Here is a 24,090-nt window from a genome sequence, read left to right on the forward strand (position 1 = left end):
TTCCATGCGTTCGGGAATGAATGGCGATTCCCTGAATAGCGTAGGAAGGAGGCCCGTCTTCAGTCCTGTCGCGTATCATATCAGCCGAGGTGCTGAACGCTTAGCCGTTCGCCTCGAAGGGGGGATCTGATGCAGGTCCTCACGCGCCCGCCCTCGGGCATGCCGGCCCTCGTGCTCAACGCCGATTTCAGGCCGCTCAGTTACTATCCGCTGTCCGTCTGGCCGTGGCAGGAGGTGATCAAGGCGGTGTTCCTGGATCGCGTCGATGTCGTGGCCAGCTATGACCAGGTCGTCCATTCGCCGTCGTTCGAGATGCGGCTGCCCAGCGTCGTGGCGCTGAAGCAGTATGTTCCGCAGGAGCGGCCGCCGGCCTTCACCCGCTTCAACCTGTTCCTGCGCGATAGCTTCAGCTGTCAGTACTGCGGTTCGCCGGAGGATCTGACCTTCGACCACGTGATCCCCCGCTCGCGCGGCGGCCGGACCACCTGGGAGAATATCGTCACCGCCTGCGCGCCCTGTAACCTCAGCAAGGGCGGCCGCACGCCGCGCGAAGCGGGTATGCAGCCCTTCCAGAACGCTCGCCGTCCGTCGATGCACGAACTACAGGAGCGGGGACGTCGGTTTCCGCCGGGGCGGTTGCACGTCAGCTGGCTGGACTATCTGTACTGGGACATCGAGCTGGAGGCTTAGGCCTCCGGCTTCGGACGGCAAAACGGCCCGGGCCGCGCGCGAGGGGATAGCTGTCCCCTCGCCGTTGCCATGCAACCCGAACCTGGACCGGCGGGTTTTTACTCCGAGGCTAAAAAGCCACGGGAGACCACGCCATGAGCCGACAACCCAATACCGAAGACGACCAACGCCACTTCACGCACGGCACCGCCGCCTCCACGGCCGATACGGCCTCGGAGGGCAAGATCCGTCAGGAAGACCGGCATATAGACGCCCCGCATGCGCGCGAGGCCAAGCGTCCGCTGGCCGACAATGAGAAACACGACCAGCTTGCGGGCAAGGTCGCCAAGTCCGAGAACCGTCAGGAAGCCCTGCTGGACGAGGGCCTGGAAGAGAGTTTCCCCGGCAGCGACCCGGTCAGCGTCAAGCGTATTACCTGACCGGAAACCGACGGGCGGCGCGCTCGGCGAAGCTGGGCGCGTCCGTCTCGACCGGTTCGAACGCCGTCGCGCGACGGCGGCGGCCCCGACGGCGGTCCTGCGCGGCGATCTGCGCGAAGGTCAGGCTGCCTTGTTCGCGGGCCATCTTGCGAACCGTTTCGATCATGCTCGCGCCGTAGATCGTCAGAACGCCGGCGGCGTCGGCCAGCCAATCGGCGATGTTGCCGTCGCGATGGGCGATGAGCTGGGCCACTTCGACGGCCGCGCCCAGCACCAGGGCCGCGATCGCCAGGTCATTGCGGCGCATCCGCGGGAAGGCCAGGAAAGACACCGCCAGCAGGCCGCCGAACGCGATGGCGTGAGCTTCCTTGTCGGTGAGGCCGAAATGACCTTCCGCGCCCTGGAACGGACCCAGGGTCAGCACCGCGACAGCCAAAGATCCGGCCAGCAGCGTGAAGCGCGCGGCGGCGACGAAGTGGACGGGCTTGAACATGGAACGCGACCTCCGGAAGGACGACAGGGTCCTAACAGCGAAGGTCGCGCCATCCGGTGAACGGACAGGGTTAGCGGAGGCTTACTTGTTCCCGGCGTCCGCCTTCTTCTTGGCTTCGGCCTCGGCCTTGGCGGCGTCGTCCTGGGCCTTCTTCCAGGCCTGGTAGGCTTCCAGATAGGGCTGCCGGCGCAGGATCTTCGAGGCCGGGTCGACGATGACCGGCACGGTGTCGCCGACGCTGACCCGACCCGTCCCGTCGGCCATCGGCAGGGTGACGATCCTGTCGCCGACCTTGACGTCGACCGGCATGGGGAAGGGTTTGCCGTTGGGCGCCTTCCACGTCAGCATCAGATCGCCGCCCTCGCGGGTCTCGACCAGTTCCGGCGGCGCGGCCTCGTAGAGATAGACGTCGAAGAACCAGCCGTGGTCCTTGCCCGTCACCTGGTTGACGATCTTGATATAGTCCTGGGTGCCCAGGTAGCGGGGGGTAAAATTGCCGGGCTTGGGATCGTCGCGGCCGTAGACGGCGATGCGGGTGATCTTGAAGAAGGCCTCGTCGCCAATCAGGGTCCGCAGCGTGTGCAGGACGTTGGCGGCCTTGTAGTAGATGTCGTTCCCGGGCCCGCGCTCGCTGTTATAGACCTCGTCTTCCCTGAGCGGCTTGCCGGATACGATCGGGAACCTGTTCTTGGTGTCGACCCGCATCTGGTTCAGACGCGCCATGTATTCCATGTCGCCGTGCAGCCATTGTGACATCAGCGGCTGCATGTAGGTCCCGTAGCCCTCGTGCAGCCACATGTCGTCGTTGTCGCTGTTGGTCAGCTGGTTGCCGAACCACTCATGCGCGAACTCGTGCTGCAGCAGCCAATCGAAGCCGTAGACCTCCTTCTTGTACTTGTTGCCGTAGGCGTTGATCGTCTGGTGCTCCATGCCCAGGTGCGGGGTCTCGACCACCCCCATCTTCTCGTCGCGGAAGGGGTAGGGGCCGATCATCTGCTCGTAGAAGTCCAGCATCGGCGCGAACTCGGCGAACAGGCCCTTGGCCTTGTCGGCGCCGCCCTTCAGATACCAGAACGACATCGGGAAGCTGTCGCCGAAGCGGCTTTTGTAGCTGGCCGTCGTCTCCTCATAGGGGCCGACGTCCAGAGCGATAGCGTAGGTGTTGGGGGTCTTGGCCCGCCAGTTGTAGGTCCGCCAGCCGTCCTTCTCGGTCATGCCCTTGAAGACGCCGTTGGCCGGGGCGACCAGAGGGGCGGGGACGATGATGTGCAGGTCGACCAGCTTGGGCTCGCCGGTCGGATAGTCGATGCAGGGCCAGAAGATGTCGCAACCGTCGCCCTGCACGGCGGTGGCGATCCAGGGCTCGCCGGTCGGGGCCTTGCTCCAGACGAAGCCGCCGTCCCACGGCGCGCGCTTGGCTTCCAGCGGGACGCCGTCATAGGCGATCACGGCGGTGATCGAGCGCCCCTTGGCCACCTTGTGGGGCAGGGTGATGGTCATCCGGCCCTCGGGATTGCTCCAGGCCACGGGCTTCAGCGCCTTGCCGTCGATGGTCAGTTTGCGGATCGTGAAGACGCGATCGAAGTCGAGAACCAGCTTGGTCAGCGGCGCCTTGGCCGTGAAGGTCAGGGTCGCCTCGCCCTCGATCGCCTTCCTGTCGGGCAGAATCCTGAACTTGAGGTCGGCGTGCTCAAAGCCCAGCGCGCGCTGCTCGGCGGGCATCGGACCGCCGGTCTGTAGACTGAGTTCGCTGGTCTTCAGGGGCTCGGCGGCCCAAGCGACGGAAGAAGTCGCTGTCGACAAAGCCAGAAGCGACGCCGCGGAGGCGGCGAAGATACGGAACGACAAGTCGGCGACTCCCCAACGCAAGGTCTTGTGGGGAGCATCGGTAGGCCCGCGCGCGGCGGACGCCAACCCGAGGGTCTAGATCTTCTCGCTGATCTTGATCGCCGCGCGGCAGCCGGCCTGGATCACGGCGGTCAGCAGCGGATAGGCGACGGCCTCGTGCGCGCCTTCCTCGATGGCGATATCGCGGTGACCAAGCTCGTCGTCGCGGAATTGGGTCAGCTCGGCGGCCAGGGCCGGATCGCGGTCCTTCAACTCCTCGATCTGGCCGGCATAGTGCTTCTCGATCACGGTCTCGACCGCCTCGGTGCAGGCATGGGCGGCCTTGTCGCCCAGCAGGGCGGTGCCGGCGCCAAGCGCGAAGGCGGCCGCGCGCCAGACCGGCGACATCAGGGTCGGGCGGACTTTGCGCTCGGTCAGCAGTTCGTTGAAGCGGCTGAGGTGGACCTGCTCGTGACCCTCCATCTCCGTCAGCTGAGCGGTGATGCGCTCGCGACCCGGCGCGGCGCGCATGACGGCCGCCTGGCCGCGATAGATGTGGACGGCCGCCAGCTCGCCGGCCTGGTCGACGCGCAGCATCTCGGCGAGGCGCGAGCTCAGGGCGCCTTGACCGGGGCGAGAGGGGATCGGGCGAGTCATCACAGCGTCTCCGTCTTGCGCAGGCCGGCCAGCACCGACCACACCGTCAGCTTCAGCGAGACCAGGGCGTTCCATCCGGCCATCGACAGGCCCAGGAACACCCAGGCGGCCTTGTCGCACATCGGCGCCTCGATCTTCAGCGAGCCGTCCAGCATGGCCGAGAGGTTGGCCGCGCTGGCCGCGCCGCTGCCGGTGCAGGTGGTCGGACCCGGCCACCACTTCCACTCCACTCCGGCGTGGAAGACGGCAAGACCCGTCCCGTAGAGAAAGATCGCGCCCAGCAGCAGGCTCACCGGCTGACGCAGGCGCGTCCACAGCGGCGTGCGCTGCAGGACGGCGCCGATCAGGCCCACGGTCCCGGCGACCCAATAGACCTCGCGGGCCTTCAGACAGAGGTGGCAGGGAGCGAGGTGGCCGAAGGTCTCGAACGCATGGGCGATGGCCAGCATCAGCGCGCTGGACAGGAACGCGACCAGGGGCCAGTGGCGGGTGACCAGATCGTAGACGACGCCGACGAAGGTCGATCCTCTGACTTCAGACTTCTCGTTCGTCATGCGGCGCAAACTCCACCATGCCCGCCCCCGCCGATGAAGTGGCTGGCGGTCAGGCCGATGACAAGGAGGGCGATCAAAATTCCGGCGAACAGGGCCAGGCGGCGCTCGACGATCGGAAGCAGGGTCGGGCCGAATTTCCTGACGATGAAGGCGACCATGAAAAAGCGCGCGCCCCGCGTCACGGCCGAGGCGACCAGGAAGATCGGGAAGCTGAACGCGGCCAGGCCCGAGGCGATGGTCACCAGCTTGTACGGAATGGGGGTCAGGCCCTTGGCCAGGATCACCCAGACGCCGTACTTGCCGTACCAGCACTGGAACTGCTCCAGCCCGCCCGTATGACCGGTCGCGGCCATCATCCACAGGCCGAAGTCGCGCAGGAAGTAGCCGATCGCCCAGCCCAGGGCGCCGCCCAGAACCGAGGCGATCGTGCAGATCAGGGCGTAGCGCCAGGCCTTGTCCGGCTTGGCCAGCACCATCGGGGCCAGCATCACGTCCGGCGGTATCGGGAAGAACGAGCTTTCGGCGAACGAGACGGCGAACAGGCTCACCGGAGCGTGGCGGGAAGCGGCCAGGCCCATGACCCAGTCGTAGAGGCGACGCAGCATGCGGACTCCGATATCGTGACCCGGCCGGTGGTAAAGCGTGAGCGCGCAAAGTGTAAGGACTTTTGGCGGCGTCCATGGCCCTTAAGCGCAAAACGCCCCGATCCGGTCGGATCGGGGCGTTTGCCCGCGAGGATCGCGGCGGCGCGGCTTCCCGGCCCACGCGGGCCGCGTCCCGGCGGATCTAGAACTTCAGCGCCAGGGAGACGCTGTAGTTGCGGCCGGGCTGGCTGTAGCCATCTTTGAGGGTGGAGCTGTCGGCCAGGCCGCGCGCGTCGCTCCACCACCAGTACTTCTCGTCGGTCAGGTTGAAGACGCCGGCGCGCACGGTCACCGCATCGGTGACGGCCAGCCAGGCGGTGGCGTTGGCGATGGTGAACGATGGCGGCGTGAAGCAGCCGCCGGTGCAGGTGACGCCCGCCCGGCTGGCCGACTTGCGGTCCGCGTGGATGACGCTGAGGTCGCCGCCGAACCGGCCGGTCGGGGCGCGGTAGGCGATGCCGCCGGTCAGCTTGACCGGGTCGATCGAAGCCAGCGGCGTCCGGACGCCATCGGTCTTGGACGAGCCCTTGGCATACGAAGCCGCGGCGCGGGCCGTGAAGCCGGCGCCGAAGTCGAACGAGGCCTTGGCCTCGGCGCCGCTGATCTTGGCGTCGGACAGGTTGATGTACTGGTAGACGGCCGGATTGGCGGCGGTGAAGTTCCCGCCGACCTGCACCTGCTCGATGAAGTCGTCGTACTTGCCGGTGAAGGCGGTCGCGGCCGCGCGGAAGCCGCCCTGGTGGAATCGGACGCCGCCCTCGATCGTCTTGCTGGTCTCGGGCTTCAGGTCCGGGTTCGAGATCGACTTGTAGTTCGAGACCAGGTTGGCGAAGCCGGTGTTGATCTGGATGGGGGCGGGGGCCTTGAAGCCGGCCGCGGCGTTGGCGAACACGGTGACGACGTCGCTGGCCTCCCACACCAGGCCGAGCTTCGGCGAGATGTGCGAGTCGTGCTGGCCCGACGCGGCGGTGGTGAACAGCGGGTCGGCCTTCGGGTCCAGCTTGTAATAGTCGAAGCGGATGGCCGGATAGATCGTCACGGGGCCCGCGGTGATCTCGTCCTGCACGTAGAGGCCGGCCAGGGTGAAGTCGGTGGTCGGGAAGGCCTTGCCGGGGAAGGTCTCGCCGACCGGCGGGACCGTGCCGTCGCGCGTGCCTTGCTGGCGGGTGATCGAGGCGTCGCCGCCCCAGACGATCTCATGTTTCAGCGCGCCGGTGTCGAAGACGCTGTGCAGCTCGACGCTGGCGCCCAGCACGCGATTGTTGAAGGTGGCGTCGCGGGTGCGGTCGGCGGCGGTATTGCGATCCTCGGCCGAGAACTGGCGGGTCGTGCTCTTCTGCCAGTAGACGGTCGAGTGGGCGGCCTTGATCAGGCCTTCGCCACCGTCGAAGCGGTGGTCGGCGCTGACGCGGTTGCGCCTGATCTTGTCGAAGGCGGTCAGGCCGATGACGCTGGTCGCGGCCAACGGCGGCTTGGCGATGGCCGACAGCACGGTCCAGTCGACGTCGCGATCGAGGTGGTCGACCGTCAGGCGGAAACGGTTCCTGTCGTCGGGGCTGTAGACCAGCTTGCCCAGGAACGAATTGGACTGGTTGTCCTCGGGATTGGCGGTGGTGCGGTCGGTATTGGCCGAGTCGTTGGTCCCGGCCGTCTTCTGGCCCTTGCCGTCGCGGCGCGTGTAGGCGGCCAGGGCTTCCCAGCGGTCCGACTTGCCGGCCAGCAGCAGGCTCTCGGTCCAGCTCTCGTCGGCCGAGGCGTAGCCGACGCGGGCGCGGCCGGCGAAGGTCTTGCCGTCCTTCAGGATGTCCGAGGGATCCTTGGTGATGAAACTGACGGAACCCGCGAGACCATCAGCGCCGTAGAGGGCCGAGGCGGGGCCGCGCACGATCTCGACCGACTTCAGGATGTCGAGATCGACATAGTCGCCACGACCCGTGGACTGGGCGCCGAAGGCGAAGCCGTCCGGCGTCCGCACGCCGTCGACGACGATCAGCACACGATTGCCTTCCAGGCCGCGGATGTTGAAGCCGGCATTGCCGTCGCGGCCCGTCGAGGAGCCGGCGGCGGTGAAGCGGGCAGGGGCGTTGCGGACCGATACGCCCGGCTCGTCGCGGACCAGGTCCTTGATGTCCTTGACCAGGCCGTCCTCGATCTCGTCCGATGAGATGACGGTCACGGTCGCCGGAACCTTGGCGACCGGCTTCTCCGAGCGCGTCGCGGTGACGGTGACCTTGTCGACCTCGACCGCGTCGGCGGCGTTGTCGGCGGCCCATGCCTGAGAAGAGGGCGCGGCGGCGGCCAGGAGCGCGGCGGAGGAGGCGGCCGCGAGGGTGGCCAGCTTGAGGCGAGACATCGATATCCCCTTCGATGGTTTTTGCGACTTGTTCGCAACTTGATGGCGACGGGGTAAAACGGCCCGCCAGACCGGTCAAGCTATTTGCAATTGATTCTCAGAACTAATCGCAATATCTCAGGTCTCGCCGCGACTGGAGCGGCGACTGGGGTTTCCCGATGATCCGTTCTCTCCGCGCTGGCCTGCTGGGCGGCGCGCTCCTGCTCAGCCTCGCGGCCCCAATGATCCCAGGGATCGCCCAGGCCCATTCGCCCTATCTGCTGCCGACCGTGTTCGACGCGTCGGACCGCAAGATCGTCACCGTGCAGGGCGCCTTCACCGAGAGCTTCTTCACGCCCGAGGTGGTGATGAAGTCCGACGCCTACGCCGTGATCGGTCCCGACGGGGTCCGCGTCGCGCTGACTCCGGTCTACACCCGCGAACTGGCGCTGGTCGAAGCCGTCACCGAGACGCCGGGCACCTATCGCATCACCACCGGCCTGCGCGGCGGCCGCGTCGCCAAGGCCGCGCTGGTCAAGGGCGAGTGGCAATTCTTCGAGGGCGACAAGGCCCCGGCCGACGCCATCGACATGCAAAGCCTGACCATGGCGGACGTCTACGTCACGCGCGGCGCGCCGAACGACGCGGCCCTGGCCCCGATCGGCAAGGGCCTGGAATTCCACGCCATCACCCATCCCAGCAAGATCGTCACCGGCCAGGACGCCGTGTTCGAGGTGCTGTTCGACGGCAGGCCGCTGGCGGGCCAGGCGATCACCGTCCAGGGCGCCGACGACCGCTACGCCGACACCAAGAGCGCGCCCAGAACCGTGAAGAGCGACGCCAAGGGCCGCTTCGCCGTGAAGGTCGACAAGTCGGGGATCTACCAGGTCCAGACCCGCTATCGCGTCGCCCCGGCGGCGCCTGGCCAGCCCGGCCAGAGCTTCACCTACGCCCTGACCTTCGAATCCCTCCGCTAGGACATCCCATGAAAACCCGCACGATCCTCGCCGCCGTCGCTGTCGCCGTCGTCTCGCTGAGCGCCGGAACCGCCTTCGCCGCCTCGCACGCCCGCGACACCTTCATCAAGGAGCAGGACCAGAACGGCGACGGCGTCGTCACCAAGGATGAGTACGCCGCCACCCGCGCCCTGCAGTTCGCCGCCATCGACACCGACAGGAACGGCGTGCTGTCGAGGACCGAATATGTCGGCGAGTTCAAGGCCCGCCTCGAGAAGAGGCTCGCCAAGGACGAGCGCACTGCCGAGAAGAAGGAAGAGGAGCGCGAGCGCCAGATGCGCCAGACGGACATCCGCTTCGACGTGCTCGACAGCGACAAGAGCGGCGCCATCACTCGCGCCGAGTTCGACTATTCCGGCTGGCGGATGTTCGTGACGCACGACACCAACAACGACGGGACCGTGTCGACCGCCGACCCGGTGAAGGAAGACCCGCAGGCCTAAAAGGACGGGCGGCGCGTCGCCGGATTTGGATTTTCAGCGTTTCGTGGCTATCACCGCCGGCCAAGACATGGGCCGCGCTGCCCCGACCGAAAGCTGAAGACCATGAGCGACACGCCTCCCGACCGCCTCTCCGTGAACCCGGCCAGCCCGTACTACGACGCTGACCTGCTGGAGCGCGGCATCGGCATCCGTTTCAAGGGCGTCGAGAAGACCAATGTCGAGGAATACTGCATCAGCGAGAAGTGGGTGCGGGTCGCGGCCGGCAAGACCGTCGACCGCAAGGGCAACGCCATGACCCTCAAGCTGCAGGGCGAGGTCGAAGCCTATTTCCGCGACACCGCCGAAGGCTGAGGCCTGCTCGGTGAGCGATCCTACAAACGATCCCGACCTGGAGGCCATGGCGCGCGACGAGCTTTCGCGCGCCGTGACCCTGCGCTGGCAGGACCTGCGCGGGATCGTGCCCTGGGGCGACACCTTCGAGGGCATTTCCCCCGCCGGCCGCTATGTCGAGGTCGAGCGCAGCTATATCTGGGCCTCGACCGAGGGCGGCGACATCCTCTGCGAGGTGACCGTCTTTGGCGGTGCGTCGCGCTATGAGGCGGGCGCGCGGGTCTCCAGCATCATTTCCGCCCCGTCCTGAGAACCTTGGCCGTGCATAGATAACGCTGTTGCGTTAACCATAGACCGCGCTATTCGACGCGTGGCGTATGGGGCCAAGGGGGATCGCCGTGTACCAGTCTGAATTTCCGGTCGAGCAGCCGGTGCCGGTCTTCGACCCGACCCTGGTGTTCCTGCTGATTCTGGCCGGGATCGCCATCGCCGCCCTGGCCTTTTTCGCCGGCCGCCTGACGGGGCGCGGCGAGAAGGGCGAGAAGACCAGCGACGTCCCCAAGAAGATCCACGAGGCCATCAAGGCCAAGTGCGTGGCCGCCAGCAGCGCCCATTCCGGCGAACTGGAGAAGAAGGCCCACGAGCTGCTCGACGAGGTCAGGCGCCTGATCGGGCCGCTGCTGACGTTCGGCGGTCCCTGCGCTAAGGCCTTCAAGCACCTGTCCGACGCCGTCGACGGCAAGCCGCCCGAGGAGAAGCCGAAGGAGGGCGCCAAGGACGGCCACCATGGCGCGGCGCACGGCAAGGACGACAAGCACGGCGACGACGCGGTCTGCGCCGTCCACGGCCCCGAAAAGCACAAGTGCGACGACAAGTGCCGCGGCGGCGGGGTCGAGTTGCTGAGTCGCAACGTGACGATCGTCGGCTCTCAGACCGTGCTGCTGGCGTCCTACAAGCCGGACGCCAAGCCCGACGATCACCACGAGGAGCCCAAGGGGCCCGACTCGAAGGAATTCAAGCAGCTGCTGCGCCTGGCCGTGGCCGAGTTCGCCGACTTCTGGAACCGCCCCAACTGCCTGCGCGAGCTGGAGGACTGCCAGAAGGCGCTGACGACGCTGCCGCCCATGCCCAAGGAAAAGCCGCACGGCGCCGACCATCACTGACGTCCCGAGGCATAAGAACGCCGTTCAGGTGGGCGAGACGGCTATTCTCTGCCCAAGCGGCGTGCGAATGTGGTCCTTCTTTCGAGCGAACTCGCCCCGTCGTTGAGACGCGGGCCGGGGACGCTCACACCAAGACGACGCGTGGGCCAACGCCATGGCCCGACCAGCGCGCAATGTATTTGGCGAAGGCCGCGCCTTCCAAAGGCGGCCGCGCCTGGGAGGACGAAAGGAAGGGTATGACCGCGACGGTCTCTCCGATCACGTCTGGCGCGCCCGACGCGCCCGAGGCTGGTGTCAGCCTCATCGACTACGTTCCCTATCGCCTGGCCACGGCGTCGGCGGCGGTCAGCCGCCTGATCGCCCGCGCCTACGAGGACCGCTTCGGCCTGACCATCCCGCAGTGGCGGCTGATGTCGGTGCTGGCCGAGGGCTCTCTGACCCAGCACACGGCCGTTACGCGCACGGCGATGGACAAGGTCCGGGTCAGCCGCGCCGCCCAGGAACTGGTCGTCCGCCGCCTGGTGGCCCGCACGACGGTCCGCTCGGACCGCCGCTCGCACACCCTGGAACTCACCGCCGCTGGACGTCGCCTGTTCGCCGAGATCGCCCCGCTGGCCCTGGCCTATGAGGCGACCCTGCTGGCCGGCCTGGCGCCCAGCGAGGTGGCGATGTTCAAGCGCCTGCTGGACCACCTCGAAACGGCCGCCATCCAGCTGACCGGCGGCGAGACGATCAGCCCGCCGTAGCCGTTTCACGGGCCGTCGTTAAACCGCGCTCTCAAGACTGGAAATCGCCGGCGACGCCTGTTAGGAAGACCACCCTTCGCGGAGACGCGAAGCCTGCGGGCGTGGTGAAACTGGTAGACGCGCCGGACTCAAAATCCGGTTCCGAAAGGAGTGTCGGTTCGACCCCGACCGCCCGCACCAACTCTTTCCTTCATAGTGGACTATAGCCGCTCAGCGGCCGCCACCCGCTGGATCAAATCCCGCAGCAGCGTGCGTCCCTTCACCCACGCCCCGTGCCCCGAATCCACATTGATGTGCCCCGCGCGGCCGAGATCCACGAACTCCGACCCCCAGCTTCGCGCGAACGCTTCGGCGCGTTCGAGTTCGACGTAAGGGTCGTCGCGGCTGGCCACGACCAGGCTGGGGAAGGGCAGGCGCTGGCGGGGGATTGGCGAGAAGCCGACCAGCAGGCGGCCGGCGGGGCCCTCGCGATTGACGTCGGCCGGCGCGACCAGCATGGCCCCGCCGACGCCGCGTCCGCCGGTCACCTGGGCCAGGTGGCAGATCAGGGCGCAGCCCAGGCTGTGGGCGACCAGGATGGCGCCGGGGTTCTGGCGGATGGCCTCGGCCAGGCTGATGGTCCAGTCGCCCAGGAGCGGGCGCTCCCAGTCCTGTTGCTCGACCCGCTGGGCGTTGGGCAGCGCGCGCTCCCAATGGCTCTGCCAGTGGTCGGGACCGGAATTGTAGAGGCCTGGCACGATCAGGATCGGCGGGTCGTCCCGGTCGCGGCGGGGCGCTTCGAAGAGGGCGGGCGTAGGGGTCATGGGCGTGCTCTGGCTACCCAGCGGAGATGCCCCATTCCAACGCCGGGAGACAATTCATATCCATTCGATAGGAATTGAGAAAAGCTGGGGCGAGACGATGGTTTCGCCCCAGCCCTCAAGTCGGCGGCTTACGCCGCGATCTTGTCGCCGCGATGCAGCGGATCGGGCAGGGGATCGCCGCTCTTCACGAACCGCAGCGACACCGAGTTGATACAGTAGCGCAGCCGCGTCGGGGCGGGACCGTCGGGAAAGACGTGGCCCTGATGGCTGTCGCAGCGGGCGCAGCGGGTCTCGATGCGGACCATGCCGTACGAGTCGTCGCGGATGCCCAGTACATGGTCCTCGGCGAACGGGGCGTAGAAGCTGGGCCAGCCCGTGCCGCTCTCGAACTTGGTCTCGTGCTTGAACAGCGGCAGGCCGCACAGGCGGCAGGCGTAGACGCCGGGGCTCTTCTCGCCCAGCAGGCCGCCGCAGAACGGAGCCTCGGTGCCGTGATGCAGAAGGACTCGCGCCTCTTCGGCCGTCAGGTCGGCTTCCAGACGTTCGCGTTCGGCTTCCGTCGGCGCGGTGAGGTCGAAGCCGGCGGTTGAAAGGGTGGCTGTGTCTGTCATGACGGACAATGTAAGTGCTTACGCGTTGATCCGGTAGAACCCAGGAGTCGCCCTATGACCGTCGCCGTCGCCTTTTTGCAGCCCGGCTGGGCCGATTGGGAAGCCGGGAGCGTGCTGGCCCTGCTGCGCCGCGAGCTGAAGGTCCAGATCGAGGTCGCCACGCCCGACGGCGAGCCCGAGACCTCGATCGGCGGCGTGCTGGCCGCGGCCGACTACCGCTTCGATGATCCGGTGCTGAACGACGCCGATGTCTTCATCCTGATCGGCAGCGACTCGTGGGCCGAGGGCGAGAACAAGGCGGTCAGCGGTCTGCTGCGCCAGGCCTTCGCCGACGGCAAGGTGGTGGCCGGCATCTGCGCCGGAACCACGGCTCTGGCCCATGCCGGCCTGTTCGAGGGGCGCAAGCACACCTCGAACGGACGGGACTGGCTGGCCAAGACCGTGACCGACTATCCGGGCGCCGAGCACTATGTCGACACGCCCAAGGCCGTCAGCGACGGCAAGGTGGTCAGCGCCTCGGGCCTGGCGCCGGTGACCTTCGCCGCCGCCGTCGCCCGCCTGATCGCCCCGGAAGCCGAAGACGCGATCGCGGGCTATGAGGCGATGTTCGCGCGGGAGTTTTTGGAAGGCTGAACCCTCCCAACGCCGATCTTCCCGGCGAAGGCCGGGACCCAGATCGTAAGGCTGTGAGGTCAACGCAGAAACGCCCGCGATCCTCTCCGGAACGCGGGCGCTCTTGCATCTGGGCCCCGACCTTCGCCGGGGAAATCGGATGAGGGGTTACCTGAGCGCGGCGAGTCCGACGCGGCGGTCCTTAGGTGATGGTCTTCATGGCAGCACGACCTCGTCGTTCAGGGCGGTGTTCTGGGGCTGGGCGGTGACGATGCGGACCAGCAGGCCCTGGGCCTTCACCCCGGCCGGGATCTTCAGCTTCACCGAAGCGGTCTTGGGCAGCAGGTCCAGCGGCGCCTTCAGGGCCGGAACCGCGGCGCTGGCCAGCGCCTTGCCGGCCGCGTCGACCAACTCCAGCCTGGCCGGCGTGGCGTCCTGGGCCCCGAGGCTGTGGACCGTGGCGGAAATGGTCGAGCCCTTCACCACGACGTCGCCGCGACCGACGCCGAGGTCGGCGCGCTTGGCCGGATCGTCGCCGGCCGTGACCCGCTTCATGTCGATGACCGTCGTCTGGCGCGGGGCCAGCGTGACCTTGGTTCCCACACTGCGCTCGAAGGCGAGCGAGCGGGTCCGCGCCGCGCCGTCGATCGCGTCATCGCCATTGGCGTCGAGGCCCTCGCCGAGGCTCCACTGACCCGGCGCGACGTTCCAGCCGGTCATGGTCGCCGTCACCGGCTTGTCGGTGGTGTTGTAGGCGATGACCTTGAAGCCGGTCTTGGTGGCGTCCTTGACCAGCACCGCCACCTCCGCGCCGTCGACGCCGTCGAAGCGCCACGAGACGGTGTGGCCCGGCGTCATCTGCGTGCGCTTGTTGGCGACGCCGCCCAGGCGCGAGCGTTGCAGGATGTCGGACGGCAGCTCCACCCGGTCGGACCACCAGTGGCCTTCCGTGTGCATGTACATGTGCTGGGCGTTCCACTGGATCTCGTCGGCGTAGAGGCTTTCGAGGTAGGTCTTATCGCCCGTCAGGTTCCAGGCCGCGTAGCGCTCCAGCGCGCCGCCCTTCTTCGCGGCGGCGATGATCTGGTCCTTGTTGGCGTCGGCCAGACCCATCGCGGTCACGGCGTTCTCGTTGATGCTGGAGAGCGACTTGATCCCGTTCTTGCCGATCCGCCAGGTGATCGGGGCCAGGTACTTCCCGTCGCCGGTAAGGCGCCAGGCCTGCCAGAACACCTGGAACGGACCGTCGGCGCCCGAGCCCTGCAGCACCGTGCCGCCGCGCTCGGCGTCGCTGCGCCAGTTGATCTCGTTGGGATAGGAGCCGTCCTTGGCGACGTGGGCCAGATAGCCGTCGGCCAGGCCGATGATCGTGGCCTTCGCGGTCGGATCGCCGTTGAAATCGCTGATCAGGATCGAGGGGTGGGTCACGCCGAACGAATAGGGCTTCTGCCACTCCCACGGCCCCTCGCGGTACGCGATCTTGCCGCTGTACCAGTTGGTGTTGAAATGGACGTGGCCGGCCGGGTTCTTGTCCACGACGCGGGGCAGGGCCTTCACGGTCGTGAACAGGCGCTCGACCGCCAGCGGGTCGCCGTAGTTGACGTACATCGCCTCCGAGTTGGAGTTGATGCCCTCTTCGTAGGCGTGCAGTTCGTCGGTGACGATGGTCGACAGGCCATCGGTGAACATGCCGTTCTTGTAGACCGCGTCGGTCAGGCGGTTCAGCGAGTGGGTGATCTTGTCCGGCTGGACGCCCATCAGGGCCAGGCCCGGCCATTGTTGCAAGAGGTCGGTGTCGTCCGACAGGCCGCCGCCGAAGTCGCCGAACTCGGCCTGGCGCTCGTCGATCCACCAGTTGACGAACTTGGAGACCAGCTTCAGGTCCTCCAGCTGCCGGAAGGCCCAAAGGGGCGTTCCGTCCGTCGGCTTGGGCTGCTCGAACGCCGGCCAGCCCTGGCTGCCATAGGTGATGTCGCCCCAGTATTCGCGGCCGATCTGGTTGTCGGGATCGACGCGCAGCAGGTCGGAGATGTCGGCGTAGAGGCGGCGATAGAGGCCCTGGCGCTTGGAGGTGGTGTGCTCCTCGACCAGGAAGGCCCAGTTGTCCTTCACCTGGTTCAGGCGGTCGGCGACGTGCTCGGCCTTGGCCTTGTCGCGGTCCTTCAGCACCAGGCGGATCCTGGCGCCGTCCAGGGCCTTGGGACCGAAGTCGGCGCTGTCGGCGGCGAGGGTCAGGTACAGGCTGTCGGGCGTCAGGATGCGGTCGCGCAGGTCGAGCCAGACGGTGCGGGCCTCGCCGGCCTTCACCGAGACGCTGACGTCGATCATGTCGCGGCCCGGCCAGATCGGGTCCTTGACCTGGATGTTCAGCGGGATGATGGCGCTAGCCGCGCCCGGCAGGGCGGGGATGTCGATGGCCACGCCGTCCAGGCCGTCGCGGGCGTTCTCCCAGCCATAGGCCCAGTTGCGGGCCAGGGGCTGGGCGGCCGGCGCGTCGCCGAAGCCCGACGGGATCAGCACGTGGACGATGGGCAGGCCCCCAATGGCCGGCGAGCCGGTGAGGTCGCCGGCGGGCCGCTTGCGGCTGGGTGCGCCCTCGGGCAGGGCCACGACGGTGGCGCGCTCGCCGGCCGGGTGGCGGCCGGTGATGTAGGCGTTGAGGGCGACCAGGTTCAGATAGTCCGGCGCGACGTCGGCGCGGACCGTGTAGCTCATCTTGAACGCGTCCTTCGGCTCGGCGCTGGCGGACACATTGTAGGCCCAGATCTCCTGGATCGGGGTTTCCTGGGCGACGTTGGTGAAGGTCAGGACGCCGCCGGTCAGCGGCTTGGCCAGGGTGTTGACCGTGCGCTGCTGATCCTTGGCCCGCGAGCCGACCGAAGCGCCCTTGTCGCCGGCCTTGGCCGCCCAGCTCAGGTCGCCATAGGCTGGCCCCTGGATCTCGATGCGGTTCACCGGCTCGTCGGGCAGGGAGAGCGTCAGAGCCTTGCCGCCGTCGACATAGACATTCCAGTCCGGCAGCTGGAAGTAGTCGTCGCGGCCGGGTAGGCGCGAGCGGTTGTAGACGCCGGGCCAGGTGGTCTCGGGAATGCCGTCTGTGGCCTTCCACATCCATTCCTTGATGTCCTTGGCGTCCTTGAACTCGACCTTGCGGATCGTGGTCTGGGCGTCGGTCAGGAGCGGCGGCAGGGCCTTGGTCCAGCCGTAGCGCTGCTTCCAGGCGGCATGGACGGCGGGGTCTTCGAGCGTGGCGATCGGCGCGGTCGTCGCCGGGGTCTCGTTGCGGGCCAGGGCGGCGATGGCGTCGGCCGCCAGCGGGCGGTCGTAGACGCGCAACTCGTCCAGGTCGCCGCCGCGGGTGAAGTTGTAGCGGCTCTGCACCTGGTGCGGCGCGATCACGCGGCCGGCGACGCCGAACTGGTCCAGGCCGGCGTCATAGACGGCCTTGGCCTCGGTCCTGGCGGCCAGCTTGCCGTCGACGAACAGCTGCACGCCGCTCGTCTCGTCCCAGGTGAAGGCCAGATGCGTCCAGGCGTCCGCGGCCGGGTTCCTGTCGAGCTTGAACGACACGCGGGTGCGCGAGAGGCCGTTGTCGGTGACGAAGGCGTCGAAGCCGTGGCCGTTCCAGTCGATGCGCAGGAACGCCATGTCCCAGCTGGAATGGTCGGCATAGCCGACGCGGAAGATCACGAACGGCGCGACCCCGACCGGATAGCCCGAGCGCCAGAAGAACGAGAGGGTCCCGCGCTGGGCCTGGATGTTGCCGGGCGCGTTCCACGAGACGACGCCGTCGTCCTCGGCGTGGAAGCCCTTGCCCGCCTTGCCATCGGCGATCGGCGTGACCTTGTCGGCGAAGTTGGGGACGGGGTCACCGGCGGCGACGTCGGCGACCAGGCCCTTGTCGCCCGAGACCTTGAACAGCAGCGGTGGCTCGGCCGCCAAGGGCGCGCTTTGGGCCGCGGCGGCGTTGGCGAGGATCAGCGCACACGCCGATCCCAGGAAAATCGCCTTCATCTTTGGTCTCCTCCCGGTGGCGTTTCATCGCGGTCGCCGCACTAATGGAAACCGGTGTCATGCCTGGGGGCTGGTTTAGCGCCCCAAGGGCAAGCTTGCAAACCCGACGGGGACTGATAGGCCGTGCCGCAAGGCACAAGATCTTTGGGCGGAAGTTGCGATGTTTTCGAAGATACTGATCGCCAACCGGGGCGAGATCGCGGTTCGGGTGATCAAGACGTGCCGCCGGCTGGGTATTCGAACGGCAGTGGTCTATTCGGACGCCGACGCCGGTTCGCTGGCGGTCGAGATGGCCGACGAGACGGTGCATATCGGGCCCTCGCCGGCCAATCAGAGCTACCTCGTCGCCGACAAGATCATCGCCGCCTGCAAGCAGACCGGCGCCCAGGCCGTGCATCCGGGCTTCGGCTTCCTGTCCGAGAACGCCAGCTTCGCCCAGCGCTGCGCCGACGAGGGGATCGTGTTCATCGGTCCCAACCCCGGCGCCATTTCGGCCATGGGCGACAAGATCGAGAGCAAGAAGTTCGCCCAGGCCGCGGGCGTCTCCTGCGTGCCCGGCCACATCGGCGAGATCGCCGACACCGCCCACGCGACGACGATCGCCGAGCAGATCGGCTATCCGGTGATGATCAAGGCCTCGGCCGGCGGCGGCGGCAAGGGCATCCGCGTGGCCTGGAGCCGCCAGGACGTCGAGGAAGGCTTCCCGGCCGTGCGCGCCGAAGCCAAGGCCAGCTTCGGCGACGACCGGATCTTCATCGAGAAGTTCATCGAGAGCCCGCGCCACATCGAGATCCAGGTGCTGGGCGACAAGCACGGCAACGTCGTCCACCTGTTCGAGCGCGAGTGCTCGATCCAGCGCCGCAACCAGAAGGTCATCGAGGAGGCGCCGTCGCCGCTGCTGGACGAGGCGACCCGCGCGGCCATGGGCGCCCAGGCCGTGGCCCTGGCCAAGGCGGTGAACTACGACAGCGCCGGCACGGTCGAGTTCGTCGCCGGCCAGGACAAGAGCTTCTACTTCCTGGAGATGAACACCCGCCTGCAGGTCGAGCACCCGGTCACCGAGCTGATCACGGGCCTGGACCTCGTGGAGCAGATGATCCTCAGCGCGGCCGGCGAGAAGATGGCCTTCGAGCAGAAGGACCTCTCGATCAACGGCTGGGCCATCGAGAGCCGCATCTACGCCGAGGATCCCTACCGCAAGTTCCTGCCCTCGATCGGCCGCCTGGTCCGCTACGCCCCTCCGGAGGAAGGCGACAAGGGCGGTTACACGATCCGCAACGACGCCGGCGTGCGCGAGGGCGACGAGATCTCGATGTATTACGACCCGATGATCTCCAAGCTGTGCGCCTGGGCCCCGACCCGGCTGGCGGCGATCGACGGCATGGGCCGGGCGCTGGAGGACTTCCACATCGAGGGCCTCTCCCAGAACATCCCGTTCCTGGCCGCGGTGATGGACCAGGAGCGCTTCCGGTCCGGCAAGATCTCGACCAACTACATCAAGGACGAGTTCGCCGACGGCTTCGCCGGGACCGAACCGACGTCTGAGCAGATCGACATCCTGACCGCCGTCGGCGCGGCCATGCAGCGGGTCTACGCCGCCCGCGCCCGCTCCGACGCCTCGGGCCTGGCCGGTCCGCCGCGCGCCGAGTGGATCGTCGCCGTCGGTCCCGCCAAGCGCCGGGTGAAAGTGGCCGGGGAGAACGGCGAGGTCTCGGTCGCGCTGCTCGACGAAGGCCGCGCCCTGGTCCTGACCGACATCGACTGGTGTCCGGGCAAGCCGGTGTTCAAGGCGGCCCTGGACGGCAAGGCCTTCACGGTCCAGGCCGCGCCCGCCGCCGAGGGCTTCACCATCCGCCACCGCGCCGCCAGGGCCCGGGTGCTGGTCCTGACCCCGCGCAACGCCGAACTGCACGACAAGCTGCCCGAGAAGCAGGCCGCCGACACCTCCAGGCTGGTGCTCTCGCCGATGCCGGGCCTCGTCGTTTCGATGGACGTCATCACCGGCCAGCAGGTCCGCGAGGGCGAGGTGGTCTGCGTGCTCGAGGCCATGAAGATGCAGAACATCATCCGCGCCGAGCGCGACGGCGTCGTCAAGGCCGTCAACGCCAAGTCCGGCGATCCCGTCGCGGCCGATGAGGTCCTGGTGGAGTTCGCGTAAGACGGCTTGCGACCTCAGGTGGAGTTGATAGCTTCGCCTTATGGCGAAGCAGAATCACTTCTTGATCGACGGCTTGTTCGGATTTGACGGCCGTTTCCGGCGCTCGGAGTACTGGATTGCCAGCATTGGCCTGACGATCGTGCGCCTGGTGGCGCTGCTCGTGATCTGCGGAGTGATGGGCGTGGGGCTGGTCGAGGCGTCGCGGATGCCGTTGGTGCGTCTTGGTCTCGACCTGCTTTTCCTTTGGCCCGCCGCGGCGATCACCATCAAGCGCGGGCATGACCGTAACAGGTCCGCCCTCTACACCAGCGTTTTGCTCTTCGTACTCTACGGCTCTGGCGGGGTTCTGACGTTCCTGACCCAGGGCGGAAATCAGCTGGCGGTCGCGGGGGGGAGCGTCCTGCTGCTGCCGTTCATGCTCTACATGTTCATCGACTACGGGCTGATCGACGGGACCAAGGGCGACAACCGCTATGGCCCGTCGCCCAAAGCGGTCGGCGGCGCGCCGCCCCTGGCCCTCGACTAGGGGCTCTTTCTCCGTCGTGACCTAGGCCCTAGATTGTGGATGTCGGTGAGTGGCCGACTCGAAGAGGGCGGGCATGAGCGAGCGTAGCGAATGGGCGGAGCTGTTCCTGTCGTCGAACGGCAGGCTGTCGCGCACGCCGTTCCTGATCGCCGCCGGCGTGCTGATCGGCGTGGCGGTGCTGTATGAAGCCATCGCCGGCTATACCCTGCACTGGCTGACCGGCTGGCTGGTCTATCCGGCCCTGCTGTTCTCGGGCGCCTGCGTGCTGTCCAAGCGCCTGCACGATCGCGGCCGGTCGGGCTGGTGGTCGCTGCTGGTGCTGGTCGCGGTGATCGCCGTCTGGCCGCAGCCCGAGCACTTCCTGGACTTCATGTTCTGCCTGGTGATCGTCTGGGCGATCGTCGAGCTGGGCGTCATGGGCGGCGAGCAAGGCGCCAACCGCTATGGGGCCAACCCGCTGAAGACGATCTCGATCTAGGTCGCACAATTCTTGTCATCCCGGCCGCAGCGAAGCGCAGAGCCGGGACCCAGGGGCGACCGCGATGCGCCGGCCCCTGGGTCCCGGACAGCCCCTGCGAGGCTTCCGGGATGACAGGGGATGGGGATTGAGGGGGCTCTATCCCCGGTGTTCGCGGCGCCGAACCTCACGAAATCAAAGACTTGTCGATTTTACGCACCCCTGAATGATCCGCGTTGAATCCGCCGCGATACTCAGAGCTGTCCCCGTCGCGGGGGAGGGCGTTTGGATCCGGCCCAAAACGGCGGCGGGGATAGGTTGAGCGGGGCCGCTGGCGGTTCCTGGAGGCTCGAAGGTCGCCCCGTCCGTACTCTTTAGGCGGATCGGCTGGCGAACGGGCAGTTTCCGGGGCCAAACCCTCAGCGGATCGACAGGGCGGTGATCGTACAAGCCGCCTATCGTGGATCGTCGGGGTCGAGACGGATGTAGCCGATCGACTTGGTCCGCGCCCGTCCGGGGGTAAACGGGGACCCGAGCAGACAACGCTCACGCCTCCCGACCTCACGGGCAAGAACAGCCTGGCGGAGCGGTCAGCGAGCCGAAACACAAAAAACCTCACGGTCTCCGGGTTCGCCCGGCCGCTCCGTCGCCTCCCCACACGCCTTCAGCGGCCGCGCCGCGTGAGGATGAAAACGCATGACCCTAGACCGGCGCGTCCGCGTCCTCGACCGGCCCGAAGATCTTCTGGAAGCTGGCCTTCAGGGCCGCGTCGGCCTCGTCCAGGGTGACGGGCAGGCCCAGGTCGACCAGGCTGGTCACGCCATGCTCGGTCTGGCCGCAGGGTACGATGCCGGAGAAGTGGGAAAGGTCCGGCTCCACGTTCAGGCTGATCCCGTGGAAGCTGACCCACTTGCGCAGCTTGACGCCGATGGCGGCGATCTTGTCCTCGCGGCTCCAGCCCGCGCCCTTGCGCTCGACCCAGACGCCGACCCGTCCGTCGCGCAACTCGCCGGTGACGTTGAAGGCGGCCAGGGCGTCGATGATCCAGGCCTCCAGCGCCGCGACGAAGGCGCGCACGTCGCGGCCGCGCTTGGTCAGGTCCAGCATGACATAGGCCACGCGCTGGCCGGGGCCGTGGTAGGTGAACTGGCCGCCTCGGCCGCTCTCGAACACCGGGAAGCGGTCGGGCTCGATCAGGTCGGTCGCCTTGGCCGAAATTCCGGCCGTGTAGAGCGGCGGATGCTCCAGCAGCCAGATCAGCTCGCCCGCCGTTCCGTCGGCGATGGCGGCGGCGCGGGCCTCCATGGCGGCAACGGCTGCCGGGTAGGGCACGTAGTCGGCCGAAACCGCCCACCCAACCGGCGCGGCGTCCTCGCGTCCCATGGTCGGAATATCAGTATTTTCAGCGCTTAACGGGAGAGCAAGCATGTGGCCCTAATCTTGCGATCGAGACGGTGGCGACCCAGTCGGTCGCGTGTGTCAGTTCAAGGGTCTTACTTCGTGAGCCAGGTCAACGCCGTCAATGTCGAGATCTCCGTCCTGCTGGGGCGCTCGATCCTGCCTATGCAGCAACTGCTGCGCATGGGTCGCGGCGCGGTGATCCCGCTGGACGCCAAGACCAATGACGAAGTGTGGATTCTGGCCAACAACCACCCGATCGCCCGTGGCGAAATCCAGATCAGCGACGACCGCATCGCCATCCAGGTGACCCGCGCGGCCGACGTCTACGACTACATGGCCGGCGGCGCCTAATCCGTCGCAGGGGGTAAGTTCGACATACTCGAACTTCCGACTTCCCAAATCCGATTCAGTTTGCTACCTGCCGCCCCTCACCACGATGCGGTCGTGGCGGAATTGGTAGACGCGCAGCGTTGAGGTCGCTGTATCGCAAGATGTGGAAGTTCGAGTCTTCTCGACCGCACCAGTGTTGAACACAGAATAGAGCGCTCCCGGCGAAATCGGTTTCCGACTCGCTAGGGGCGCTCTAATCGTTTCTGGCCCTGATTTCGCCTCAGGGTCGCTTCATCGGACGCAGCCCACGAACCCACGCGCTCTTAGAGCTCAGGAGGCCCCCATGACCCGGGAAACCGCCGAACTGACCGACGACGTGCTGGACGATATCGCGCTGGACCAGATCCCGCTGGCCAAGTCCGAGACCCCCGAGGAGCTGGAAGATCTCGCCCTCGGCGACGACTACGCCCTCAATCCCGAATATGTCGAGATGGTGATCGACGCCGCCGACAGCGGCGACAGCAAGCGCCTGCGCGAGCTGGTGGGCGCCCTGGACCCGGCCGACGTCGCCGACCTGATGGGCTTCCTGACCGCCGACTATCGCGAGCAGGTGATCCCGCTGCTCGATCCCGAGGCGCTGGGCGAGATCATCTCGGAGCTGGAAGACAACATCCGCGAGGAGGTCCTGGAGGCCACCCCGTCCGTGACCCTGGCCCGGGCGCTGGAGGAGCTGGACACCGACGACGCCGCCGACGTCATCGACGACCTGGACGACACCAAGCGCTTCCAGGTGCTGGCCGCCATGGGCGAGACCGATCGCGCCGCCATCGAGACGACCCTGTCGTACGAGGACGAGACCGCCGGCCGCTTGATGCAGCGGGAATTCCTGGCCGCGCCGGAATTCTGGACCGTCGGCCAGACCATCGACCACGTCCGCGACGCGGGCGATCAGCTGCCGGAGTTGTTCTTCGACGTCTATGTGGTCGACCCGACCTACAAGCCGGTCGGCGCGATCCCGATCAGCATCCTGCTGCGCAGCCGCCGCGAGACGCCGCTGGCCGAGCTGATGGAAGCGGCGACCGAAATCGATGTCGGCATGGACCAGGAAGAGGTCGCCTACATCTTCGACAAGTACCACCTGATCAGCGCCCCGGTCATTGATCCGGGCGGGCGGCTGGTGGGCCAGATCACCGTCGACGACATCGTCGAGGTCATCCGCGACGAAGCCCAGGAAGACATCCTGGCCCTGGCCGGCGTGTCCGACGCCGGCCGTGACGCCTCGGTGATCGAGATCGTCAAGTCGCGCCTGCCGTGGCTGATGCTGAACCTGGCCACCGCCACCCTGGCGGTCAGCGGCGTCGCCATCTTCCAGGCCGAGATCGCCCAGCTGGTGGCCCTGGCCATCCTGATGCCGATCGTCTCGTCCCTGGGCGGCAACGCCGGCACCCAGACCCTGGCCGTCGCCGTGCGCGCTCTGGCCAGCAAGGAGCTGACCACGGCCAACGCCCGTCGGATCGTGCTGCGCGAACTGCTGGTCGGCCTGGTCAACGGCGTGTGCCTGGCCCTGGTCATGGGCGCGGCGACCTATCTGTTCTTTGGACCGCAGGACCATCACGGCAAGCTGGCGATCATCGTCGGCTCCGCCCTGATCGCTAACATCTTCACCGCCGCCCTGGGCGGCATCCTGATGCCCCTGGCCCTGGAAAAGATGGGCCGGGACCCGGCGGTTTCGTCTTCGATCTTCGTGACCTTCCTGACCGACTTCACCGGCTTCTTCGCCGTGCTGCTGATCGCCGCCCTGCTGCTGCACTGACGCTTTTCTCGCGCCACTAGGGAAAACTGGCGCCGACCTTGCGCCGAGACA

23 protein-coding genes, 2 tRNA genes and 2 pseudogenes are annotated in these 24,090 nt (G+C 67.4%); 17 read left to right on the forward strand and 10 right to left on the reverse strand.

The annotated features are described in order from the left end of the window. The first annotated feature begins 126 nt into the window (after positions 1 to 126). Together AC07R7_RS10510 and AC07R7_RS10515 are read left to right on the forward strand one after the other, a co-directional pair. The gene (locus tag AC07R7_RS10510; RefSeq protein ID WP_492840044.1) at positions 127 to 690 is read left to right on the forward strand and encodes an HNH endonuclease; all 564 of its coding nucleotides are present in this window, start codon (positions 127 to 129) and stop codon (positions 688 to 690) included. Between the two features lie 134 nt (positions 691 to 824). Next, complete coding sequence (locus AC07R7_RS10515; protein ID WP_494635103.1) at positions 825 to 1,109, forward strand: hypothetical protein; 285 nt, start codon at positions 825 to 827, stop codon at positions 1,107 to 1,109. Here AC07R7_RS10515 and AC07R7_RS10520 read toward each other — a convergent pair. The 6 genes from AC07R7_RS10520 to AC07R7_RS10545 all read right to left on the reverse strand — a co-directional run bounded on the left by AC07R7_RS10520 (position 1,102) and on the right by AC07R7_RS10545 (position 7,637). Next, positions 1,102 to 1,602 (reverse strand): VanZ family protein, encoded by a 501-nt coding sequence (locus tag AC07R7_RS10520; RefSeq protein ID WP_494635104.1) that lies wholly within the window; start codon positions 1,600 to 1,602, stop codon positions 1,102 to 1,104. The two genes, AC07R7_RS10515 and AC07R7_RS10520, sit on opposite strands and share 8 nt — an antisense overlap. Before the next feature lie 81 nt (positions 1,603 to 1,683). Then, positions 1,684 to 3,450 (reverse strand): M1 family metallopeptidase, encoded by a 1,767-nt coding sequence (locus AC07R7_RS10525; RefSeq protein ID WP_494635105.1) that lies wholly within the window; start codon positions 3,448 to 3,450, stop codon positions 1,684 to 1,686. 75 nt (positions 3,451 to 3,525) lie between these two features. Then, positions 3,526 to 4,086, reverse strand: coding sequence for a demethoxyubiquinone hydroxylase family protein (locus tag AC07R7_RS10530; RefSeq protein WP_494635106.1), 561 nt, complete (start codon positions 4,084 to 4,086; stop codon positions 3,526 to 3,528). After that, positions 4,086 to 4,640 carry a disulfide bond formation protein B gene (locus AC07R7_RS10535; RefSeq protein ID WP_494635107.1) on the reverse strand — a complete coding sequence of 185 codons (555 nt, stop codon included), beginning with the start codon at positions 4,638 to 4,640 and terminating at the stop codon, positions 4,086 to 4,088. The genes AC07R7_RS10530 and AC07R7_RS10535 overlap by 1 nt, the downstream gene beginning before the upstream one ends. Beyond that, a complete protein-coding gene (locus AC07R7_RS10540; RefSeq protein ID WP_494635108.1) occupies positions 4,637 to 5,245 on the reverse strand; it encodes a YqaA family protein in 609 nt (202 codons plus the stop codon). The genes AC07R7_RS10535 and AC07R7_RS10540 overlap by 4 nt, the downstream gene beginning before the upstream one ends. A 181-nt stretch (positions 5,246 to 5,426) precedes the next feature. Next, positions 5,427 to 7,637 (reverse strand): TonB-dependent hemoglobin/transferrin/lactoferrin family receptor, encoded by a 2,211-nt coding sequence (locus AC07R7_RS10545; RefSeq protein ID WP_494635109.1) that lies wholly within the window; start codon positions 7,635 to 7,637, stop codon positions 5,427 to 5,429. A gap of 158 nt (positions 7,638 to 7,795) precedes the next feature. Here AC07R7_RS10545 and AC07R7_RS10550 point away from each other — a divergent pair, with 158 nt between their 5' ends. The 7 genes from AC07R7_RS10550 to AC07R7_RS10580 all read left to right on the forward strand — a co-directional run bounded on the left by AC07R7_RS10550 (position 7,796) and on the right by AC07R7_RS10580 (position 11,494). Next, a complete protein-coding gene (locus AC07R7_RS10550; RefSeq protein WP_494635110.1) occupies positions 7,796 to 8,593 on the forward strand; it encodes a DUF4198 domain-containing protein in 798 nt (265 codons plus the stop codon). An 8-nt stretch (positions 8,594 to 8,601) separates the two neighbouring features. After that, complete coding sequence (locus tag AC07R7_RS10555; RefSeq protein ID WP_494635111.1) at positions 8,602 to 9,075, forward strand: EF-hand domain-containing protein; 474 nt, start codon at positions 8,602 to 8,604, stop codon at positions 9,073 to 9,075. 102 nt (positions 9,076 to 9,177) lie between these two features. After that, positions 9,178 to 9,426: a DUF3297 family protein gene (locus tag AC07R7_RS10560; RefSeq protein ID WP_099576618.1), complete on the forward strand. Its 249-nt coding sequence runs from the start codon at positions 9,178 to 9,180 to the stop codon at positions 9,424 to 9,426. Positions 9,427 to 9,472: 46 nt separating this feature from the next. Next, positions 9,473 to 9,715, forward strand: coding sequence for a hypothetical protein (locus tag AC07R7_RS10565; protein ID WP_492887962.1), 243 nt, complete (start codon positions 9,473 to 9,475; stop codon positions 9,713 to 9,715). 88 nt (positions 9,716 to 9,803) lie between these two features. Beyond that, entirely contained in the window at positions 9,804 to 10,568 is a 765-nt protein-coding gene (locus AC07R7_RS10570; RefSeq protein ID WP_492887945.1) for a hypothetical protein, read from the forward strand. A 236-nt stretch (positions 10,569 to 10,804) separates the two neighbouring features. Further along, on the forward strand, positions 10,805 to 11,314 hold the full coding sequence (locus tag AC07R7_RS10575) for a MarR family winged helix-turn-helix transcriptional regulator (RefSeq protein ID WP_492887946.1): 510 nt from the start codon (positions 10,805 to 10,807) through the stop codon (positions 11,312 to 11,314). A 95-nt stretch (positions 11,315 to 11,409) separates the two neighbouring features. Next, a tRNA-Leu gene (locus AC07R7_RS10580) sits at positions 11,410 to 11,494 on the forward strand. 20 nt (positions 11,495 to 11,514) lie between these two features. Here the strand turns inward: AC07R7_RS10580 and AC07R7_RS10585 are convergent. Further along, a complete protein-coding gene (locus tag AC07R7_RS10585) occupies positions 11,515 to 12,117 on the reverse strand; it encodes an alpha/beta hydrolase (RefSeq protein WP_494635112.1) in 603 nt (200 codons plus the stop codon). Between the two features lie 128 nt (positions 12,118 to 12,245). Further along, positions 12,246 to 12,728, reverse strand: a complete 483-nt coding sequence (gene msrB / locus AC07R7_RS10590) for a peptide-methionine (R)-S-oxide reductase MsrB (protein ID WP_494635113.1) — start codon at positions 12,726 to 12,728, stop codon at positions 12,246 to 12,248. Between the two features lie 54 nt (positions 12,729 to 12,782). On the opposite strand from msrB, the gene AC07R7_RS10595 reads away from it, so the two are divergent. Further along, the gene (locus tag AC07R7_RS10595; protein WP_494635114.1) at positions 12,783 to 13,361 is read left to right on the forward strand and encodes a type 1 glutamine amidotransferase family protein; all 579 of its coding nucleotides are present in this window, start codon (positions 12,783 to 12,785) and stop codon (positions 13,359 to 13,361) included. A gap of 195 nt (positions 13,362 to 13,556) precedes the next feature. Here AC07R7_RS10595 and AC07R7_RS10600 read toward each other — a convergent pair. Then, a pseudogene (locus tag AC07R7_RS10600) lies at positions 13,557 to 17,493 on the reverse strand (LamG-like jellyroll fold domain-containing protein). Between the two features lie 21 nt (positions 17,494 to 17,514). Here AC07R7_RS10600 and AC07R7_RS10605 point away from each other — a divergent pair. The 4 genes and pseudogenes from AC07R7_RS10605 to AC07R7_RS10620 form a co-directional block, all read left to right on the forward strand. After that, on the forward strand, positions 17,515 to 19,512 hold the full coding sequence (locus AC07R7_RS10605; protein WP_494635115.1) for an acetyl-CoA carboxylase biotin carboxylase subunit: 1,998 nt from the start codon (positions 17,515 to 17,517) through the stop codon (positions 19,510 to 19,512). 40 nt (positions 19,513 to 19,552) lie between these two features. Further along, entirely contained in the window at positions 19,553 to 20,038 is a 486-nt protein-coding gene (locus tag AC07R7_RS10610; protein WP_494635116.1) for a DUF805 domain-containing protein, read from the forward strand. A gap of 73 nt (positions 20,039 to 20,111) precedes the next feature. Continuing rightward, positions 20,112 to 20,516 carry a DUF805 domain-containing protein gene (locus tag AC07R7_RS10615; RefSeq protein WP_492840797.1) on the forward strand — a complete coding sequence of 135 codons (405 nt, stop codon included), beginning with the start codon at positions 20,112 to 20,114 and terminating at the stop codon, positions 20,514 to 20,516. 7 nt (positions 20,517 to 20,523) lie between these two features. Further along, a pseudogene (locus AC07R7_RS10620) lies at positions 20,524 to 20,631 on the forward strand (hypothetical protein); the annotation flags it as partial. Between the two features lie 566 nt (positions 20,632 to 21,197). Here AC07R7_RS10620 and lipB read toward each other — a convergent pair. After that, the gene (lipB, locus tag AC07R7_RS10625) at positions 21,198 to 21,923 is read right to left on the reverse strand and encodes a lipoyl(octanoyl) transferase LipB (RefSeq protein ID WP_494635117.1); all 726 of its coding nucleotides are present in this window, start codon (positions 21,921 to 21,923) and stop codon (positions 21,198 to 21,200) included. Between the two features lie 12 nt (positions 21,924 to 21,935). On the opposite strand from lipB, the gene AC07R7_RS10630 reads away from it, so the two are divergent. The 3 genes from AC07R7_RS10630 (at position 21,936) to mgtE (ending at position 24,039) form a co-directional block, all read left to right on the forward strand. After that, positions 21,936 to 22,247 carry a FliM/FliN family flagellar motor switch protein gene (locus tag AC07R7_RS10630; protein ID WP_492840801.1) on the forward strand — a complete coding sequence of 104 codons (312 nt, stop codon included), beginning with the start codon at positions 21,936 to 21,938 and terminating at the stop codon, positions 22,245 to 22,247. A gap of 87 nt (positions 22,248 to 22,334) precedes the next feature. Then, positions 22,335 to 22,419, forward strand: a tRNA-Leu gene (locus AC07R7_RS10635). 150 nt (positions 22,420 to 22,569) lie between these two features. Beyond that, a complete protein-coding gene (gene mgtE / locus AC07R7_RS10640; protein WP_494635118.1) occupies positions 22,570 to 24,039 on the forward strand; it encodes a magnesium transporter in 1,470 nt (489 codons plus the stop codon). Positions 24,040 to 24,090: the final 51 nt, after the last annotated feature.

This window comes from Caulobacter sp. GW821-FHT05F04 (assembly GCF_059419665.1).

Excerpts from the sequence above, each read along its gene's own strand:
- msrB (WP_494635113.1), bottom strand. The coding sequence starts at position 12,728 with ATGACAGACACAGCCACCCTTTCAACCGCCGGCTTCGACCTCACCGCG.
- AC07R7_RS10555 (WP_494635111.1), top strand. The coding sequence starts at position 8,602 with ATGAAAACCCGCACGATCCTCGCCGCCGTCGCTGTCGCCGTCGTCTCG.
- AC07R7_RS10515 (WP_494635103.1), top strand. The coding sequence starts at position 825 with ATGAGCCGACAACCCAATACCGAAGACGACCAACGCCACTTCACGCAC.
- AC07R7_RS10605 (WP_494635115.1), top strand. The coding sequence starts at position 17,515 with ATGTTTTCGAAGATACTGATCGCCAACCGGGGCGAGATCGCGGTTCGG.
- AC07R7_RS10565 (WP_492887962.1), top strand. The coding sequence starts at position 9,473 with ATGGCGCGCGACGAGCTTTCGCGCGCCGTGACCCTGCGCTGGCAGGAC.
- AC07R7_RS10615 (WP_492840797.1), top strand. The coding sequence starts at position 20,112 with ATGAGCGAGCGTAGCGAATGGGCGGAGCTGTTCCTGTCGTCGAACGGC.
- AC07R7_RS10560 (WP_099576618.1), top strand. The coding sequence starts at position 9,178 with ATGAGCGACACGCCTCCCGACCGCCTCTCCGTGAACCCGGCCAGCCCG.
- lipB (WP_494635117.1), bottom strand. The coding sequence starts at position 21,923 with ATGCTTGCTCTCCCGTTAAGCGCTGAAAATACTGATATTCCGACCATG.
- AC07R7_RS10545 (WP_494635109.1), bottom strand. The coding sequence starts at position 7,637 with ATGTCTCGCCTCAAGCTGGCCACCCTCGCGGCCGCCTCCTCCGCCGCG.
- AC07R7_RS10610 (WP_494635116.1), top strand. The coding sequence starts at position 19,553 with ATGGCGAAGCAGAATCACTTCTTGATCGACGGCTTGTTCGGATTTGAC.
- AC07R7_RS10585 (WP_494635112.1), bottom strand. The coding sequence starts at position 12,117 with ATGACCCCTACGCCCGCCCTCTTCGAAGCGCCCCGCCGCGACCGGGAC.
- AC07R7_RS10595 (WP_494635114.1), top strand. The coding sequence starts at position 12,783 with ATGACCGTCGCCGTCGCCTTTTTGCAGCCCGGCTGGGCCGATTGGGAA.
- AC07R7_RS10535 (WP_494635107.1), bottom strand. The coding sequence starts at position 4,640 with ATGACGAACGAGAAGTCTGAAGTCAGAGGATCGACCTTCGTCGGCGTC.
- mgtE (WP_494635118.1), top strand. The coding sequence starts at position 22,570 with ATGACCCGGGAAACCGCCGAACTGACCGACGACGTGCTGGACGATATC.
- AC07R7_RS10530 (WP_494635106.1), bottom strand. The coding sequence starts at position 4,086 with ATGACTCGCCCGATCCCCTCTCGCCCCGGTCAAGGCGCCCTGAGCTCG.
- AC07R7_RS10575 (WP_492887946.1), top strand. The coding sequence starts at position 10,805 with ATGACCGCGACGGTCTCTCCGATCACGTCTGGCGCGCCCGACGCGCCC.
- AC07R7_RS10540 (WP_494635108.1), bottom strand. The coding sequence starts at position 5,245 with ATGCTGCGTCGCCTCTACGACTGGGTCATGGGCCTGGCCGCTTCCCGC.
- AC07R7_RS10520 (WP_494635104.1), bottom strand. The coding sequence starts at position 1,602 with ATGTTCAAGCCCGTCCACTTCGTCGCCGCCGCGCGCTTCACGCTGCTG.
- AC07R7_RS10550 (WP_494635110.1), top strand. The coding sequence starts at position 7,796 with ATGATCCGTTCTCTCCGCGCTGGCCTGCTGGGCGGCGCGCTCCTGCTC.